This is a genomic window from Micromonospora sp. NPDC005291, from assembly GCF_040607415.1.
Lineage (GTDB): Bacteria > Actinomycetota > Actinomycetes > Mycobacteriales > Micromonosporaceae > Micromonospora.
On the sequence record NZ_JBEXGR010000001.1, the window covers coordinates 139,046 to 157,190 of the forward strand.

The 18,145-nt window shown below is 70.3% G+C and carries 14 protein-coding genes; 5 read left to right on the plus strand and 9 right to left on the minus strand.

Annotated elements, in window-relative coordinates:
• Positions 1 to 30: 30 nt before the first annotated feature.
• Both ABZT18_RS00590 and ABZT18_RS00595 read left to right on the plus strand, forming a co-directional pair.
• The gene (locus ABZT18_RS00590; protein WP_354993481.1) at positions 31 to 2,301 is read left to right on the plus strand and encodes a family 20 glycosylhydrolase; all 2,271 of its coding nucleotides are present in this window, start codon (positions 31 to 33) and stop codon (positions 2,299 to 2,301) included.
• An 18-nt stretch (positions 2,302 to 2,319) separates the two neighbouring features.
• Positions 2,320 to 4,992, plus strand: coding sequence for a discoidin domain-containing protein (locus tag ABZT18_RS00595; protein WP_354993480.1), 2,673 nt, complete (start codon positions 2,320 to 2,322; stop codon positions 4,990 to 4,992).
• Positions 4,993 to 5,052: 60 nt separating this feature from the next.
• On the opposite strand, the gene ABZT18_RS00600 is transcribed toward ABZT18_RS00595, so the two are convergent.
• Genes ABZT18_RS00600 through ABZT18_RS00625 form a run of 6 tightly spaced genes read right to left on the minus strand, consistent with a single transcriptional unit; the run spans position 5,053 to position 9,789 of the window.
• Positions 5,053 to 5,373 carry a DUF202 domain-containing protein gene (locus ABZT18_RS00600; RefSeq protein WP_354993479.1) on the minus strand — a complete coding sequence of 107 codons (321 nt, stop codon included), beginning with the start codon at positions 5,371 to 5,373 and terminating at the stop codon, positions 5,053 to 5,055.
• A complete protein-coding gene (locus ABZT18_RS00605) occupies positions 5,373 to 5,759 on the minus strand; it encodes a DUF202 domain-containing protein (protein ID WP_354993478.1) in 387 nt (128 codons plus the stop codon). Before ABZT18_RS00605 ends, ABZT18_RS00600 begins: the two co-directional genes overlap by 1 nt.
• On the minus strand, positions 5,756 to 7,168 hold the full coding sequence (locus ABZT18_RS00610) for a sulfatase (protein WP_354993477.1): 1,413 nt from the start codon (positions 7,166 to 7,168) through the stop codon (positions 5,756 to 5,758). Before ABZT18_RS00610 ends, ABZT18_RS00605 begins: the two co-directional genes overlap by 4 nt.
• A gap of 28 nt (positions 7,169 to 7,196) precedes the next feature.
• Positions 7,197 to 8,198, minus strand: a complete 1,002-nt coding sequence (locus ABZT18_RS00615; RefSeq protein WP_354993476.1) for an aliphatic sulfonate ABC transporter substrate-binding protein — start codon at positions 8,196 to 8,198, stop codon at positions 7,197 to 7,199.
• Positions 8,195 to 8,977 (minus strand): ABC transporter ATP-binding protein, encoded by a 783-nt coding sequence (locus ABZT18_RS00620; protein WP_354993475.1) that lies wholly within the window; start codon positions 8,975 to 8,977, stop codon positions 8,195 to 8,197. The genes ABZT18_RS00615 and ABZT18_RS00620 overlap by 4 nt, the downstream gene beginning before the upstream one ends.
• On the minus strand, positions 8,974 to 9,789 hold the full coding sequence (locus tag ABZT18_RS00625; RefSeq protein ID WP_354993474.1) for an ABC transporter permease: 816 nt from the start codon (positions 9,787 to 9,789) through the stop codon (positions 8,974 to 8,976). Before ABZT18_RS00625 ends, ABZT18_RS00620 begins: the two co-directional genes overlap by 4 nt.
• A 341-nt stretch (positions 9,790 to 10,130) precedes the next feature.
• Between ABZT18_RS00625 and ABZT18_RS00630 the strand changes: the two genes are divergently transcribed.
• Together ABZT18_RS00630 and ABZT18_RS00635 are read left to right on the plus strand one after the other, a co-directional pair.
• Positions 10,131 to 12,563: a family 20 glycosylhydrolase gene (locus tag ABZT18_RS00630; RefSeq protein WP_354993473.1), complete on the plus strand. Its 2,433-nt coding sequence runs from the start codon at positions 10,131 to 10,133 to the stop codon at positions 12,561 to 12,563.
• Positions 12,564 to 12,664: 101 nt separating this feature from the next.
• On the plus strand, positions 12,665 to 13,855 hold the full coding sequence (locus ABZT18_RS00635; RefSeq protein WP_354993472.1) for an ROK family transcriptional regulator: 1,191 nt from the start codon (positions 12,665 to 12,667) through the stop codon (positions 13,853 to 13,855).
• A 67-nt stretch (positions 13,856 to 13,922) separates the two neighbouring features.
• Here ABZT18_RS00635 and ABZT18_RS00640 read toward each other — a convergent pair whose 3' ends face one another.
• From ABZT18_RS00640 to ABZT18_RS00650, 3 genes are read right to left on the minus strand one after another with little or no spacing between them, the layout of a single operon-like run.
• Positions 13,923 to 14,765 (minus strand): class II fructose-bisphosphate aldolase, encoded by an 843-nt coding sequence (locus tag ABZT18_RS00640; protein ID WP_354993471.1) that lies wholly within the window; start codon positions 14,763 to 14,765, stop codon positions 13,923 to 13,925.
• Positions 14,765 to 15,661, minus strand: a complete 897-nt coding sequence (locus tag ABZT18_RS00645; RefSeq protein WP_354993470.1) for an SIS domain-containing protein — start codon at positions 15,659 to 15,661, stop codon at positions 14,765 to 14,767. Before ABZT18_RS00645 ends, ABZT18_RS00640 begins: the two co-directional genes overlap by 1 nt.
• Positions 15,637 to 16,656 carry a 1-phosphofructokinase family hexose kinase gene (locus ABZT18_RS00650; RefSeq protein WP_354993469.1) on the minus strand — a complete coding sequence of 340 codons (1,020 nt, stop codon included), beginning with the start codon at positions 16,654 to 16,656 and terminating at the stop codon, positions 15,637 to 15,639. The genes ABZT18_RS00645 and ABZT18_RS00650 overlap by 25 nt, the downstream gene beginning before the upstream one ends.
• A 409-nt stretch (positions 16,657 to 17,065) precedes the next feature.
• Here ABZT18_RS00650 and ABZT18_RS00655 point away from each other — a divergent pair, with 409 nt between their 5' ends.
• Positions 17,066 to 18,139, plus strand: coding sequence for a right-handed parallel beta-helix repeat-containing protein (locus tag ABZT18_RS00655; RefSeq protein ID WP_354993468.1), 1,074 nt, complete (start codon positions 17,066 to 17,068; stop codon positions 18,137 to 18,139).
• Positions 18,140 to 18,145: the final 6 nt, after the last annotated feature.

Genomic DNA, 18,145 nt, shown 5'->3' on the forward strand with positions numbered 1-18,145 from the left:
TTTCCAGCGTTTTCTTGAGAGGAGCGGTTCATGCGTCTTCGACGTATCAGCGTCACCGGAGCGGTGGGAGTCCTCGCCGCCGCACTGTTGACCGTGCCAGCGACACCGGCCTCGGCCGTACCGGGTGATCTACAGGTCATCCCGGCACTGAAGCAGTGGACGGCGGGCACCGGCAGTTACACCTTCGGCGCCACGACCCGCATCGTGGTCGATCCCGCGTACACCGCGCAGCTCAACGACGACGCGGCCACGTTCGCCGCCGACCTGCGTGACCTGACCGGCCGCACCGTCCCGGTCACCACCGGAACCGCCGCCGCCAGCGACATCCGGCTGACCCTGGGCGGCAGCCAACCCGCCGAGGGCTACACGATGACGGTCGGGTCGAGCATCGCCATCCAGGGCTCGACCGACGCTGGCGCCTTCTACGGGACCCGGACCGTACTGCAACTGCTCAAGCAGTCCAGCACGGTGCCGGCCGGCACGACCACCGACGCCCCGACGAAGTCCGAACGCGGTCTGATGGTCGACGTGGGCCGCAAGTACTTCACCGTCGACTGGCTCCGTCGACACGTCAAGGAACTCGCCTACCTGAAGATGAACCGGTTGCACCTGCACCTGTCCGACACGTTCGGATTCCGGCTGGAGAGCACCACCCACCCGGAGGTGGTGTCGGAGCAGTACTACACCAAACAGCAGATCCGCGACCTCATCGCCCTGGCCACCCAGTACCACATCGAGGTCATTCCCGAGATCGACATGCCGGGCCACATGAACGCCATCCTGGCCGACCACCCGGACCTCCAGCTCGCCGACACCAACGGCAACCGCAACCCCTACTACCTCGACCTGTCCAAGCCCGGCGCCTACACCCTCGCTCGGGACCTCATCACCGAGTTCCTGCCGCTGTTCCCCGGCCGGTACTGGCACATCGGCGCGGACGAGTACGTCGGCAACTACGCCTCCTACCCGCAGCTGCTGACGTACGCCCGCGCGACCTACGGGCCGAACGCCACCGCGAAGGACACCTACTACGGTTTCATCAACTGGGCCAACGACATCGTCCGTGCCGGCGGCAAGACCACCCGCATGTGGAACGACGGCATCGGCACGGACGGCACCATCCGGCCGGCATCGAACATCCACGTCGAGGTCTGGTACAACTACGGCATCACCCCGCAGGCCCTACTGGACCGCGGGCACACCATCTCCAACCAGGCGTGGAACCCCACCTACTACATCCTCGGCGTCGGCAAGCCGAACGTGACGTGGGGCTACGAAAGCTGGAACCCGGATCTGTTCCAGGGCAACAACACCGTCAACGCCCCCTCCCGCAACCTCGGCACTGTCGTGCACGTCTGGTGCGACTACCCAAACGCCGAGACCGAGGAGCAGGTCACCGCGGGCATCCGGACGATCCTGCGCGTGGTCGCCCAGCAGACCTGGGGGTCGCCGAAGCCGGCCGCCACGTACACCGCCTTCAGCGCGATCATCGACCGCATCGGTCGGGCTCCCGGCGGCCCGGCCGTGGTGACCGGCAACCTGGCAACCAACCGTCCGGTGACCGCGTCGTCGACCGAGACGGCCGCCTTCCCGGCCTCGGCGGCGGTGGACGGCGACCTCGGCACGCGCTGGTCCTCGGCCTACACCGACCCGAGCTGGATCCAGGTCGACCTCGGCAGCAGCCAGGAACTCTCCCGCGTCGCACTGCGCTGGGAGGCCGCCTACGCGAGGGCGTACCAAATCCAGACCTCCACCGACGGCACGGCCTGGACCACCGCCGTGACCGTCACCGCCGGGGACGGCGGCCTCGACGAACACCTGCTGAACACCACCGCCCGGTACGTGCGCATGCAGGGAACCGCACGGGCCACCACCTTCGGCTACTCCCTCTGGGAGTTCGAGGTCTTCGGCCCGAAGAAGGGCGTCATCACCGGCGCCGCGAGCAGCCGCTGCGTCGACATTCCCGGGAGCAACACCACCAACGGCACCGCGGTCAACCTCTGGGACTGCAACAGCGGGCCCAACCAGACGTGGACCCACCGCAATGACGGCGCCCTCACCGCCCTCGGCAAGTGCCTGGAACCGGCGAACGGAAGCCTGACCGACGGCACCACGATCGTGATTGGTGCCTGCACCAGCGCCACGACCCAGCGCTGGACCTACGACGCCGCCTCGGGCAGCTACCGGACCGGCGGCAAGTGCCTCGACGCCAACGGCGGCGCGACCGCCAACGGCACCAGGCTCATCCTCTGGCCCTGCACCAACGCCGCCAACCAGCGCTGGAGCACTCCCACCGCCTGAATCACCGTTGGAGGAGCGATGCAGCACAGAAGAACACGGTCGCCACGGCGACCCGTCACGATCGCTCTGGTCCTCGGCCTCGTCGCCGGTGCCGTCGCTACGGTCGGGGGCCACCCGGCCCCGGCCGGCGCGGCGGTCCCGGCCGACCCGGCCTACACCGACGCCGCCGGCCTGGTCTTCCCCGGTGTGCAGCCGGGGGCGGCCACGGCGTCGCTGTCCGGCGGCAGCTTCACCCTGGCCAACGCGGCGCTGTCGACCACGTGGAGCGTGCTCGGCAGCACGGTGTCGCTGACCCGGTTCGACAACCGGGCGGCGAACACCACCGTGCCGATGAGTCTGCGCGGGCTCTTCAGTCTCACCCTGGCCGACGGCAGCACCATCACGACGGCGAACACGGCGGTCTCCGCCGGTCCCGTGGTCAGCGACCTGCCGGCGAACGCCGGGTCGGCGCGGCTCGCGGAACGCTTCGCCGGCCAGGCGGTGACCACCACCTTCCGGTACGGCGGCGGCACGCGGACGCTCGACGTGCAGTGGCAGGTACGGCTGCGCGGCGGGGCAAACTCCGTTCAGCACCGCTTCACGGTGCGCTCGGTGGCCGGCACGTTCGACGTGACCTCCCTGCGCCTGGTGGAGCTGGGCCTGACCAACGCACGGGTGCTCGGCAGCGACGACGGCAGCCCGGTCGTGCACGGCACGGCCGGCAACGAGACGGTGTTCGTCGGCATCGAGAACCCGATGGCGAAGGCGACCGTGAACGGGTCCGCCGTCGACATCGTGGTGCCCCGCGCCGGGGACCTCACCGCCGGCACGTCGTGGGTCTACACCGCCTCCATCGGTGTCTCGCCAGCCGGGCAGCTACGCCGCTCGTTCCAGTACTACCTGCAACGCGAGCGGGCCCACGACCGTCGGACGTTCCTGCACTACCAGAGCTGGCTGGACCTCAAGCCACCCGGCGAGGTGATCAACAGCGCGGAGCTGACCCGGGCCATCAACCTGTTCGGCACCCAACTGCGCAACCGCGGCGCCACCATCGACAGCTTCTGGGTCGACGACGGCTGGGACTATCTGCGCGTCCCACAGGTCGACGAGACGAATCTGAACGTGTGGTCGTTCGACCCGACCCAGTTCCCCACCGGCTTCGCGCCGCAGAAGACCGCCGCCGCGCAGTACGGCGCATCGATGTCGGTGTGGATGTCACCGTTCGGCGGGTACGGCAGCAGCGCCGCCACCCGCCAGGCCGTCAACGCGAGCAAGCCGGCCGACCAGCGGCTGGAGACCCACAGCGGCGGTCAGTTCAAACTCGGCGGCGCCCGCTACTACGACCGGTTCCGGTCGGTCGCCTTCGACATGATGGACAACCAGGGGGTACGCGGCTTCAAGCTCGACGGCATCGGCGGCGGGCTCTACCAGTCCGGGCCGAACGCCAACTACATCGCCGACTACGAGGCCCTGCTCGGGCTGACTGGCGACCTGCGCGCGCACCAGAAGGACGTGTTCGTCAACGCGACCGTCGGCACCTGGGGCTCGCCGTACTGGCTGTGGTACACCGACTCCATCTGGCGCGACGGGCACGACGCGGGCCTGGTCGGCGCCGGCAGCGCACAGCAGCGCTACGTCAACTACCGCGACTCGGAGACGTTCCGCAACATCACCACGCAGAACCCGCTGTTCCCGATCCCGAGCCTGATGAACCACGGGATCATCTTCTCCGACCGCACACCGCAGTTCACCGCCGACTACGACCTGACCAAGCCCAGTGTCCAGGCCGAGGTGTCCCAGGACATCCGCACCTACTTCGCGCTCGGGCTCAGCCTCCAGGAACTCTACGTACGCAACACGCTCGTCGACGCGAACCGGCCGGGCGCGGCCTGGTTCTGGGACACCGTGGCGGCCAACGCCACATGGGCCCGCGCCAACCAGGGGCTGCTCAGCGACGTGCACTGGGTCGGCGGTGACCCGGCTGCGGGCGCGGTCTACGGCACGGCCGCCTGGAACTCCTCGGCGGGCGCGTCCAAGGGGATGCTGATGCTGCGTAACCCGTCGGCGTCCACGCAGAGCTTCACGGTCAACCCGCAGACGGCCTTCGAGCTGCCTGGTGGGACCCACCAGCGGTACCGGTTCACCGAGCGCGACGGGCGGCGCTCCGGCTTCGTGTCGGGTCCGGCCGCACCGGTGAGCATCACGCTGGCGCCGTTCGAGGTGGCCGTGTTCCAGGCCGTACCCACCGACGAGCCGATCGGCGGCGGAGACAGCCCGCAGCTGCCCCGTAGCCGCTGGACCGCGACGGCGGACAGCGTCGAGACCGTCGGCGAGAACGGCGTCGCCGCCAACGCCATCGACGGCAATCCCGCCACCATCTGGCACACCCGTTACGTCGGCGGTGTCGCCCCCATGCCGCACCAGCTCACCATCGACCTCGGCGGCAACTTCCGCATCGACAGACTCGACTACCTTCCCCGTCAGGACGGAGGCACCAACGGCACCATCGCGGACTACCAGATCCAGACCAGCACCGATGGCACCACCTGGACCCAGATCGCCGCCGGCACCTTCGGCCCCGGCAGTGCCCTGAAGTCGGCCGTCTTCGCGCCCACCACGACCCGGCACGTACGTCTGCGCACCACCCGCGCCGCGAACGGGGCCGGGTACGCCTCCGCCGCCGAGATCAACCTGTACGGATCGGCGGCCTGACCGCCCTCGCCGTCCCGGGGCGCCCCTATCATCGCCCCGGGACGGCAGCACCTGTCGCCCTCAGCGGGCGAGGACGTGGGCAAGAATCGCCACACCACCGACCGCCACCAGCGTTCCGGCAACAGCCAGCAGAGCGGCGCCGTCGGAGCGCCCGAGCCCGGTGGGCAGCCGGATGGTGCGATACCGGCGTCGAGCCAGCGCGGCCACCGCGACGGCCAGCGGTGCGCAGGCCAGCACGATCCCAGCGGCGAACGGATGACGTGGCACCAACTCCCGGCCGACGGCAACCAGCACCGTCGCCGTCGCCAGAGCCGTACGAAGCCACGCGAGCAGAGTGCGTTCGGCCTGCGCTCCCCGGTCGGCGAGCCGCGGGGGCTCCATCAGATGAGCACCACGACGGCGATCATCACGCCGGCCGCGACCACCCCCACCGCCGACACGACCGCGACGGGGGTGGACGGCAGCGGTAACTGAAGCCGCAGCGCCCGTTCATTGCGGCTCCACCGGGGGAACGCTTCGGCGGCCACCCCGACGGCGAGCACCGCCAGGACGACCGCCGCCCACTGCGAGCCGTCCGTGCCGAAGGCCTTGACGGCCGCGGCGGCCACCATGAGACCCAGCGCGGTCCGCAGCCACGCGAGGAACGTACGTTCGTTGGCGAGGGTGAACCGCGGGTCCGGCTCCGTGCCCACCCCGTAGACCCGGCGCGGCCAGCGGCGGTCGGCTGGTCCCGTCGGCTCGCTTCGGCTGGTCGACTCGTCCGTCACCCGATGACCGGCACCGGGGACTGCCACGGGGCGTCACCACACTCCCGCTGGACGCGGGCGAGTTCCTCGGTGAGCGCCGCCCGGATCTGCGCGTACGCCGGGTCGTCGTGGACGCTGCGCATCTCCCAGGGGTCGGCCCGCAGGTCGAACAGCTCCCACTCCGGTTCCTGTGCCGTGGCGGAGGTGCCGGGCAGGCCGAGCCCGTCGGCGTAGTAGTAGACGAGCTTGTGGTCGTGGGTGCGTACGCCGTAGTGCGCCCACACGTGGTGTTCGTCGTCGTCGTGTTCCCAGTAGCGGTAGTACACCGACTGCCGCCAGTCGACGATGTCCTCGCCGCGCAGGAGCGGTCGCAGTGAGCGTCCCTGCATGCGGGGGTCGGCCGGCACGTCGGCGTAGTCGAGGAACGTCTGGGCGAAGTCGACGTTCATGGCGAGCGCTCCGGTGGTGGAGCCGGCCGGGATCTCCGACGGGTAGCGGATCAGAAACGGCATCCGCAGCGATTCCTCGTACATGAACCGTTTGTCGTACCAGCCGTGGTCACCGAGGAAGAAGCCCTGGTCGGACGTGTAGACGACGATGGTGTCGTCGGTCAGACCATGCTCGTCGAGGTAGTCGAGCAGGCGGCCGACGTTGTCGTCGACGCTGGCGACGCACCGCAGGTAGTCCTTGATGTACCGCTGGTAGGTCCAGAGCGCGGCCTCGTCGGGATCGAGGTGTGGAGGCAGCATCTCCTTGATGTCGTCGGCGGTCAGGTCACGGTCCACCCGCATCCGGGCGGCCCGAGCGGCAGCGGCGTGCCCCGAGTGGTCGTCGTCGAACGATCCCGGCACGGCCACGTCGTCGAGGTACATGTCGCGGTGCTTGTCGTCGGGTTCCCAGTTGCGGTGTGGTGCCTTGTGGTGGACCAGCAGGCAGAAGGGCCGCTGCGGGTCACGCTGGTCGAGCCAGTCGACGGCCAGGTCGGTGATGATGTTCGTGCAGTAGCCCGGACGGACCTGTTCGCTGCCGTCCATGCCGATGAAGACGGGATCGCGGTAGCGGCCCTGGCCGGGCACCACCTCCCAGTAGTCGAAACCACGGGGGTCGTGCTCGCGACCGTGCCCGAGGTGCCACTTGCCGACGAGGGCGGTCTGGTAGCCGGCGCGACGCAGCAGCTCCGGGAAGACGAGTTGCCGGTTGTCGAACTCGGTCGACAACGTCTGCACGCCGTTGACGTGGTTGTAGGTGCCGGTGAGGATGGTGGCCCGGCTGGGCGCGCACAACGAGTTGGTGCAGAAGCAGTTCTCCAGCAGGGCACCGCCGACCGCGATGCGGTCGATGTGCGGCGTCTCGTTGATCTTGCTTCCGTAGGCGCCCACCGCGTGCGCGGCGTGGTCGTCGGCCATGATGAAGACGATGTTGGGCCGCACGGGTTGATCCTTTCTCACGCGACTGGGCTCAGGACGCGTACGCGGCGGCGTCGTAGTAGGTGCTGGGGTCGACCACGTTCGGCAGCTTGCCCAGGTCCTTGAAGAGGCCGTTGAGGCTGGTGAGCCAGCCCGCGACGGTGCCGTCCTGCGACTTGGCGGCAAGTTCCGCCGACGGCAGGAACCGGGCGTTGGTGGCCTCGGCGCGCAGTTGGTCGACCGGGGCCGACTTGAGGAACTTCGCGGTGACCTCGACCGCCCGGTCCACGTCGGCCGCCCGCTCGTCGTTGGCGGCACGCAGCACCGCGAGCACCTTCTTGACCAGTTCCGGCTTGCCGGTCACCACGTCGTTGCGCCCGACATAGGCGGACGGGAAGCTGATCTCCGGGTAGAAGTCGTCGTTCTTGGCCAGCTCCGCCAGCTTCGGCACCCGCTTCTGGATGGTGCCGATGAGCGGGTACCAGATGCCGGCCGCGTCGATCTGACCCGACCCGAACGCGGTGACCACCGTGCTGGGGTCCATCGCGACCTTCTGCACGTCGTCGATGGAGAGCCCGGCGCGCTTCAGGGCCAGCCGCACGATCATGTCGCCGGAGGTGCCCTCCGGCACGCCGATCTTCTTGCCCTTGAGCGCGGCGACGGACGTGATGCCCGGCTGGGCGATGAGCCGGTCGGCGAAACCGAGCGAGTTGATGGCGATGACCCGGGCCTTGCCGGAGGCCGGCAGCCACAGAGCGCCCGGGCCCAGGTAGCCGAAGTCGAGGTCGCCCGCGCCGAGGGCCTGCACCTGCAGGGGCCCGTTGGTGAAGACCTTCAGGTCCGGCTTGAGGCCGTGCTGGGCCCACAGCTTCTTGTCGTCGGCGATCGCCATGAGGCTCGCGCCGGTGAAGTCGGCAATGTAGCCCAGCTTCACCGGCTGGCTGCCGGAGCCGCCGGATCCGGACTGGTCGTCGTCGCCGCAGGCGGCGAGGGCTGCGGTGGCGCCGAGGCCGGCGAGACCGGCGAGCACGGCGCGACGGGAGAGAGGGCTCATAGCGATGCACCTTCCTGAGGGGTCTGGTGGTAGACAGCGCGCCAGACCCGATTACGGATCCGGGAGAATTCCGGCGAGAGGCGGACGGCTTCGGTACGCGGGTACGGCAGGTCGACGTCGATGACCTCGTGCACCCGGCCTGGCCTGGCCGCCATGACGACGACCCGGTTGGCGAGGTAGACGGCCTCGTCGACGTCGTGGGTGATGAACAGGACGGTCCGTCGCTCGGAGCCCCAGGTGGCCAGCAGTTGATCCTGCATCTGCACCCGGGTGAGGGCGTCGAGGGCGCCGAAGGGTTCGTCCATGAGCAGGACGCCGGGGTCGACGGCGTACGCGCGGGCGATGGCGCACCTCTGCCGCATGCCACCGGACAGCATCCGGGGCAGCGCGTCCGCGAAGTCGGTGAGGCCCACGAGGTCGATGAAGTGCTGCGCCCGTCGTCGCCGCTCGACCCGCCCGACCTTGGCGATCCGGAGACCGAACTCGACGTTCTGGCGCACGGTCAGCCAGGGGAAGAGGGCGTACTGCTGAAAGATGACGCCGCGCTCCGGGCCGGGCCCCCGCACCGGCCGCGAGTCGACGAGCACCTCACCGCCGGTGGGTTCGATCAGGCCGGCCGCGATGTTCATCAGGGTCGACTTGCCGCAGCCGGACGGGCCGACCACGGTGACGAACTCACGGTCGGCGATGTCCAGGTCGACGTTCTGCAGCGCGTGGAACGGCTTGCCGCCCACCTCGAAGGTGCGGGTGGTGGAGCGGAAGGAGATCTTCTCGGTCATCGGCCTTCCTGCCATCCGGTGAGGCGCTTTCCTACGGTGAGCAGGAGCCGGTCCATGATCAGGCCGAGCACGCCGATGGTGATGAGGCCGACGAAGATGCTCGGCAGGTCGTAGTAGATCTGCGCCTGCTGCATCCGGTAGCCGAGGCCTTCCTGCGCGGCGATCAGCTCGGCGGCCACCAGGGTCGCCCACGCCGCGCCGAGGCCGACGCGCATGCCGACCAGGATGAACGGGGTGGAGGCCGGAACGATGACCCGGCGGAACACCACGGCGTCGTTGGCACCGAGCACCCGGGCAGCGTTGATCATGGTGGTGTCGACGCTCACCACGCCCTGGAACGTCGACACGACGCAGGACAGGAACGCGGCGAGGAAGATGACGAAGATCTTCGGGGTCTCCCCGATGCCCATGAGCAGGATGGCCAGGGGGATGACGGCCAGGGGCGGGATCGTGCGGAAGAACTGCACGTAGGGCTCGATCAGGCCGCGGGCGGTGCGGTACCAGCCCATGAGGAAGCCGACCGGCACCGCGAGGGCACTGCCGAGCGCGAACCCGATGAGCACCCGGCGCAGGCTGGCGAGGCTGTCGTCGAGCAGGGTGCCGTCCATCGCGAGTTCACCGGCGCGGATGGCGACCGCCTTCGGCCCGGGAAGGCCCGACACCCCGACCCGGGCGAGAACGGTCCAGATGCCGAGGCCGAGCACGACGGCGATCACGTTCCACACCAGCAGCGGTACGGCGCGGCGCGGCGGCGACGCCGCACGGGTGGTTTCCGGCCCACGTGTCCGGGGCGGTTGGACGTCTATCGGCACGGTGGTCCTCCGTAGACCAGGTCGGACATTGGGGGTGCCCCTTTCCCGGCAGGCGGCTCAAGGTAAGCGAATCTTTGGCGACTCGACGAATCCTGTCAACCCTCCGGACTAAAATGGCCGAGCTGAGCGCGCCGCTTCGCGTTGTAAGACGTCGGATGTCTGGAGTCGACAGCCTAGGGGCGACTGCTCGACGGCGACAACGCCCACCCCTTGCCGACTCCTGCGCGCCGGGCGGCCGATTAATGTGCAACCCATTGACTGAATTGAAGAGCTTGGACAGACTTCGGCGTACCGAGCCACCCCAGCCGCCCGGCGATCCGGGCGACGGACGAAGGAGTCCCATGTCGATTCCGCGCTCCCGCCCCACCACCCGACCGAGACGCCGCCTGATCGCGGCACACGTCGCCGTGGTGATCGCCGCGACGCTCGGCGCACCGGTCCCGTCCGGCACGCCGGCCGTGGCCGCCGCGGCGCCGGTGAACCTGGCCCGGACCGGCACCGCCACCGCGTCGAGCGTCGAACTCGACCGCGCCGACTTCGTCGCCGCGCACGTCAACGACGGTGACCGCAACACCCGGTGGTCGTCGAAGTACCAGGACGACAACTGGGTGCAGGTCCGGCTGGCATCCCCCTCGACGGTCGACCACGTCGTACTGAGCTGGCCCAACGCCTGCGCCCGTGACTTCACCCTGCAGACCTCGGCCAACGGCACCACCTGGACCGACGTCACCCGCGTCCAGCGCGACACCTGCCCTCGCACGGACGTCATCGCGGTGAACTCGTCGCAGCCGGTGTCCCACGTGCGGATGCAGGGGCACCGGCGGTGGGCCGGCTACGGCTACTCGATCTCCGAGTTCGAGATCTGGAACGACACGGCGCCGGCACCCGCGCCCACACTGGGCCTGCTGCCCAAACCGGTGTCGATCACGGAGAACGGCGGCACGCCGTACACCCTGAACCGGAGCACGCCCATCGTCGCCGTCGGGTCGCAGGCGACCGCGCCCGCGACCTACCTCGCCGGCCTGCTACGCCCCGCCACCGGATATGCCCTGCCGGTGGTCACCCAGAGCACCGCGCCCGCGCCCGTCGTCGTCGAGGTCGGCCCCGGCAAGGGCCCCGTCGGGCAGACCGCCGAGGGGTACCGGCTCGTCGTCACCACCGCAAAGGTCCAGATCAGTGCCGACACGGCCAACGGCGCGCTCAACGGTGTGCAGACGCTGCGGCAGCTCCTCCCCCAGTGGGTGGAGTCCGACACCGTCGTCGGCGCCGCCTGGACGGTGCCGACGGTCACCATCACCGACTATCCACGGTTCGCCCACCGGGGCATGATGCTCGACGTCGCCCGCAGCTTCTACCCGATGAGCGAGATCAAGGCGTACATCGACGGCGCGGCCCAATACAAGATCAATCGTCTGCACCTGCACCTGACCGACGACCAGGGCTGGCGGATCGCCATCGACAACCCGGCGAGCAACCCGGCGAGCATCAACTACGGCCTGCTCACCACGGTCAGCGGCCGCACCGCCATGACCTACAACGACAACGGTCAGCTGATGGGCACCGAGTTGGGTGTCACCGGCTTCTACACCAAGGCTGACTACGCCGAGATCGTCCGCTACGCCGGCCTGAACGGCATGACCGTCGTACCGGAGATCGACATGCCGGGGCACACCAACGCGGCGCTGCACGCCATCCCCCAGTTGAACACGACCGGCGCCCAGCCCAAGCCGGTCGCCGGGCAGCAGACCGCCCCGGCCAACGGCACCGGCAACGTCGGGTACTCGACGTTCGACTCCGCCAGCACGGCGACGTACGAGTTCGTCACGCAGGTGCTGACCCAGATCGCCGCCATGACCCCGGGGCCGTACCTGCACATCGGCGCCGACGAGGCCCACGTCACCAGCCATGCCAACTACACCACGATGGTGAACGCCTTCAGCGCGACGGTCGCCTCGCTCGGCAAGACGGTGGTCGGCTGGAACGAGTACGCCGGCACGGCGCTGCCGCAGAACAAGGCCGTCGTGCAGTACTGGAACGGCGACCGCACGGCGGTGGCCAACGCGGTGACCGGTCGCGGCGCCCAGGTCGTCCTCTCCCCCGCCCCCCACACGTACGTACCGCAGAAGCAGGACTCCCGCCAGCCACTCGGCGGCACCTGGGCCTGCGGCGGGCCGTGTGGGCTGGACCGGCACTACAACTGGGACCCGGGCACCTTCATCCCGAACATCGCCGAGACCAGCGTGCTCGGGGTCGAGTCGGCACTCTGGGGCGAGTTCATCCGCCGCGTCGGCCAGGCGCAGTACTACAGCTTTCCGCGCCTCATCGCCACCGCCGAGGTGGGCTGGACGCCGCAGGCGCAGCGCAGCTACGCCGACTTCACCACCCGTCTCTCCGTCGCCGGAGGCCGGTTGACGGTCCAGGGCGTCAACTTCTTCCCAACGGCCGACGTGGCGTGGCGCAAGCAGGCGATCGGCCGGTCAGTCGCCGTCGCCGTCGGCGTACCGGCTGGCGCGAACTGGACGGTCACCGCCCCCGGACTCCGCTCCACCGACCTGGCGGCCACGGTCACCTGGAGTGACGGACGGGTGGAGTCGTTGGCACCGACCGCCACACGCGAGCCGAGCATCCCGGCGATGCAGGTCAACAGCGCGTTCACCGTGGTGTCCCGACGCACGTTCGGCACCGCGGGAACATACACCGGGATGCTGTCGGTGCGCTCGGCCGGACTGGCCCCCGTCCAGGCGGCGCTGACCGTCACCGTCCGGGCCGCCTGACCGACGGCCGCCGCCGTCGCCTCGCCCGGTGACGGCGGCGGCTACCGGGCCGTACGCTGCCGCGACGACATGCGAAAGCAGGTATCGGTCATGATGGTGCCGTGATCGAACGCCCGGATGCCATGCAACGCGTGCGGCTCGCGCACACCGAGGCCCTGCTGGCCCAGCTCCGCAGCGCGGGCCCGCTCAGCCGGGCCGACCTCATCCGGCTGACCGGGCTGTCGCGCACCACGCTGTTCGACATCATCGGCGACCTCATCGCCCGCGGTGTGGTCGTCGAGCGCGAGCCGGCGCTGTCCGGCCACCGGGGCCGGGGCCGGCCGTCCACCACCGTCAGCCTCAACCCGTCCGCCGGCCGGATCGTCGGCATCGACCTCGGCCGCGCGACGATCACCGTCATCGTCGCCACCCTGGGCCACGACATCCTGGCCCGTGGCAGCCGCCCCGTCGCGCTGGCGGCGGGCCCGGCCCGCCGCGCCAACGCGGCGATCAAGCTGATCGACGACCTCGTGCAGGAGCACGACATCGACCTGCGCGCTCTGGAGGCGATCGGCCTCGGCCTGCCGGGCCTGGTCGCGGGCCGGGGTCGTCCGGCCGGCGGCAGCAGCCCTTCAATGGCCGCGAAGCAGGTCAGCACGCGAATCCAGGACCGGTACGGCGTCGCCGTCGTCACCGACAACAACTCCCGGCTGGCCGCGCTGGCCGAAGGCACCTGGGGAGCCACCCGCGACGTGCGGGACGCCATCTACGTCCGGTGGAGTGACGGCGTGGGCGGTGGGCTCATCGTCGACGGCCGGCTCGCCCGCGGCGCTAACGGCGCCGCCGGCGAGATCGGCCACGTCAGCGTCGAACCCGATGGCGACCCCTGTCCGTGCGGTGGCCGCGGCTGCCTGGAGCTGCTGATCCGCCCGTCGGCGCTCATCGAGCAGTGCGCCCGCCGTGGTGTGACCGTCGCGGACCCGGCCGATCTGGTCGCGCGGGCGCGTGCCGGCGAGCCGCCCGTCGTGGACGTGGTGCGGCACGCCGCGACACTGCTCGGCCGAGTGCTGTCAGGAATGGTGGTGCAGTTGGACCCGGGCAAGGTCGCCATCGGCGGCACCCTCGCTCACGCCGGCGACGCGGTGCTCGAACCGGTCCGGGCGACGATCGGCCAGCTGGCGATCCCGCGACACACGCGTCGCCTGGACGTCGTGACCGCCCAGTTCGGCGACGAGGGCGGTGCGCTGGGTGCCGTCGCGGCGGCCCTGCGACTCAACATGTCCGACCCTCTGCCGGCCCTTCCCACGACATAGGGCCAGCGCCCCCGGCCGGACAGTGCGGCGTAGGACCAGCACCCCGTCCGGACAGTGCGGCGGCTGGCTACGGTGCCTCGGGCAGGAGCGTGAGCAGCCGCTCGACAACCCCGGTCACCGCGTCCCGTCCCGCCGCCAGATACCGGCGCGGGTCGCGGGATTCCGGCACGGCGGCACGGACCGCGTCGGTGAACGCCACGTTGAGAGCCGTACCGACGTTGATCTTCACCATGCCACGACCGACCGCCGCGCGGATCTGCTCCAGCGGCACCCCGGAGGAACCGTGCAGGACCAGGGGCACGGGTACGGCGTCGCGGATGGCCGCCACCAGGTCGAGATCCAGCGAGGCGGTGCGGTCGGCCATCGCGTGGGAACTGCCCACCGCGACGGCCAGCGCGTCGACGCCGGTCTCGGCGACGTACCGGGCGGCCTCGGACGGGTCGGTACGGACACCGGCGGTGTGGGCGCTCGCCGGGGCGTCCGGTTTACCGCCGACGTAGCCGAGTTCCGCCTCCACCCACAGCCGGTGGTCGTGTGCCCAGTCGGTCGCCTTGCGGGTGGTGGCCACGTTGGCGGCGTACGCCAGCGCGGACGCGTCGACCATCACGGAGCTGAAGCCGGCGTCGGGCGCCTGCTCCAGCAGGCTGATGTCGTCGACGTGGTCCAGGTGCAGCGACAGGTTCGCGCTGGACTTCCAGGCGATTTCGGCCGTCGCCGCGGCAATGGCCGACACGCCGGAGTGGTAGCGCGCAGCGTTCTGGCTGATCTGCAGGATCGCCGGCCGACCGGCACGCTGCGCCGCGGCGGCGATCGCCTGGGCGTACTCGATTGTGATCACGTTGAACGCGAGCACGCCGGTACCGGCGGCCCGGGCCGCCGCCACCAGGTCGGCGGTGGGGACGAGGGTCATCAGGCGACCGGCGCGGTCAGGACGACGGACCGGGTGAGCAGCCGGGGCTGGTCCGGATGCAGGCCGCGACGGACCGCAAGCTCGACCGCGAGCCGCTGCGCGGTGGTGAGGTGCGCCATGGCGTCGACGTCCTCGTGGACCACGATCGCGCCGGTGTCGGCCAGATCGTCGAGGAGGCCGGGCACCACCGGCCCGAAGATCCAGACCACGGACCGGTGGTCCACCACGCTGATCGGACCGTGCCGGAACTCCATCGCCGGGTACGACTCGGCCCACACCTGTGCCGCTTCCCGCAGCTTGAGGGCCGCCTCGTGCGCCAGTCCCACGGTCCAGCCGGTGCCGAGGAAGGTGAACTGGTCCCGGCCGACCACGGCCGGGTCGAGTGGCGTGCTCAGCTGGGCCCGCGCCTGACTGATCGCCTCGGTCAGGTCCTGCCCGAGACCGGCACGCCAGACGGCGAGCGCGGTCGTGGCGAAGCGCGTCTGCACCACCGACTGCTCGTCGGCGAAGTCGAGGACGACGCAGTCGGTCACGAGCCGGTTCACCGGGCGGTCGGCGTCGGTCGTCAAAACGGTCGAACGGCTGCCGGGCGGCAGGTGCTCAAGGAGCCGGATCACCTCGGTGGTGGTGCCGGAGCGGGTGATGGCGATGACGCGGTCGTAGCGCCGCCCGGCGGGGAATTCCGAGGCGGCGAAGGCGTCGGTCTCCCCCTGGCCCGCCGACTCCCGCAGCGCCGCGAAACTCTGCGCCATGAAGTACGAGGTGCCGCAGCCCACGACGGCGACCCGTTCACCGGGCTGGGGCAGGGCCCGCGCCACGCCCGGCTGGGCGACCAGGTCCACGGCGCGACGCCAGGTCTCTGGTTGGGTGGCTATCTCTGAGGCGACGTGCGACACGGTTCCTGCTCTCTGTCGGTGCGGTGCTCTTCCAGTGTTTCCACTTTGGTTCCGGCCAGCAGCCGGGAAGCCACGTCGTCGTCGTACTCGCCCGCCCACGGGCAGGCGACGGCGGCAGCCGAGACGGCGGCGCCTCGGGCGAGGACGTCCCGCCACGGCGCGCGAGTGACGAGCCCGTACGCGAGCACGGCCGCGAGGGCGTCGCCGGCGCCGGTCGGGTTGCCGGACACCCTTTCGGGCGCGCGGGCGCTGTAGGCGGACCCGCCGGTAACCGCCACGAACCCGTCCTCGCCACGGGAGACGACGCCGGCGCTGGCGCCGAGTCGGACGAGCCGGTGCGCCACCGCCACGGCGTCGTCACGGGTGCGTACCGGGCGGCCGAGCAGATCCGCCGCCTCGTGGGCGTTCGGTTTCGCCAGCGCCGGCGCCGCGGCCAGCGCGTGCAGCAACGCGGCACCCTCAGCGTCCACGATGGTCTCGGCTCCACCGGCCCGCGCGATGGTGACGAGTTCGGCGTACGCGGTCTCGGGCACGCCCGGCGGCCGGCTGCCGGACAGCACCACCACCCGCGCTGCCCGGACCCGCTCCGCGAACGTGTCTCGGAAAGCCGCCCACTGCGCCGCGGTGACGTGCGGGCCGGGTTCGTTGAGGACCGTCGCCGTGCCCTGCGCGAGGACGGTCACCGTCCGGCGGGTCTCGCCGCCGATGCGGGTGAACTGCGCCGGCATGCCGGCCGCCGCCAGCTCGGCTTCGATGTGGTCGCCGACGGCGCCGCCGAGCAGGCCCAGGACCATGCTCTCGGCCCCCAGTTGACGCAGCACCCGGGCGACGTTCAGGCCCTTGCCCCCGGCACGGGAGACCACGCTCGTGACCCGGTGCGACGTGTCCGGCACCAGTTCGGGCACGGTGTAGGTGATGTCCAGGGCCGGATTGAGCGCCACCGAGATGACCAGGTCACCCCGCGCCCGGGCCTCTGGCGACAGATGTCGATCCATATCCGCCTCTTCCGGAAGATGCCGGCCACACGAGCCTGCATGATCTTTCGTGACATCCGAACGCCAGAATCAATCAGGATGTTGCAGACCCTAGGATGTGGCACCACCGCCGTCAAGCTCCCCACCACACCAGCCCCGAAGTCCTGGCTTCGAGCGAGAGGCACGGCAGGCGCGGGAATCTGCGCGGTACGGCCAGGTGTCGGAGCCCGTCAGCGAGCCGACGCGCAGCGCGTCCGCACCGGGCCTACATTGCAGGAAGTTGCAGAGGGGTACGTCGACAGCGCTGGATCTCCAACGGCCGCACGGGATCAGCGGCGCCTACGGCGGTCTCTTGACGAGCATCGATAAGGCTCGTAAGTTCGTCCGACATCTGACGTAGGACAATCCCCCCGCTGTCCGAAGGACGAGTATGACCACACGAATCCCCCGCCGCGCGGTCGCTGTGGCAGGTGCCGCCGGTGCCCTCGCCGCCGTCGTGCCGCCCGGCCGGGCCGACGCCGCGATCGCCTCAACGTCCCTCCCGGTCCTCGCCGTCACCGACGACTGGAACGCCGTCCTCGCCCGCACACCTCAGGTGCAGCTCGCACCCGGCGCCACGTACACCCTGTCGGCTCCCGTCGCCCTCCCCGATCGCTGCCTCATCGTCGGCAACGGCGCGACGGTCACCGTCTCCAACGACCAGACCGGCGCGCTGTCCATAGTGGGCCGCAGCAACGTCACCATCAGCGGCGTCCACTTTCTTGGGCGCCAGGCCAGCCCGGTCGACTCAGCGCCGCAGTTCGCGCACGTGGGCATCCGAATCAGCCGCAGTACCGGCGTCCGGATCCTGGACTGCGACTTCACGAACTGGCGCGGCGCGGGCCTGGCGGTAACCGGGTCGACAGCCGACGACTACTTCGGCTACCGGCTCAAGGTGAGCGGCAATGCCTTCCACCGCTGCTACTTCGGTGTCTCGTTGGCGGACCGCAGCGAATACTCGCAGTTGACCGCGAACAGCTTCACGTCGTGCCGACTCGCGATCTGGAACTCGTCCGGGAATTGGACGATCAACGGCAACGTCGTCGTCGGGTGTTACGGCGCCTACTACTCGTTCGCACAGACCAGTCCGTACGGGACGCTCGCCAGTGACAACTGGGGGCACGGCAGCCTGACCGGCAACACCATCAACCACTGCAACGGCGGCGGCCCCGTGCGATGGAGCACCGCGCTGCCCTTCCCCATCGGTGGAGTCAGTCGCAATCCCGGCACCGGTGTGGTCATCGACGGCGTCCTGCCACCGACCTTCACCGGCAACACCCTCTGGTACAGCGACATCCGCGCCACGAACCTGCTGGGCACCCGCTGGATGGTGTCCGGTTGCACCCTGTCCAATCTCACCGTCAGCTGCACCGGCACCACTCCGGTGCACCTGCTGGGCACGCAGGCCAACAGCGGAAACCTGCCCCTGTTGCAGGGCAACGTCAGGGATCTCCTACCGCTCTGAACGATC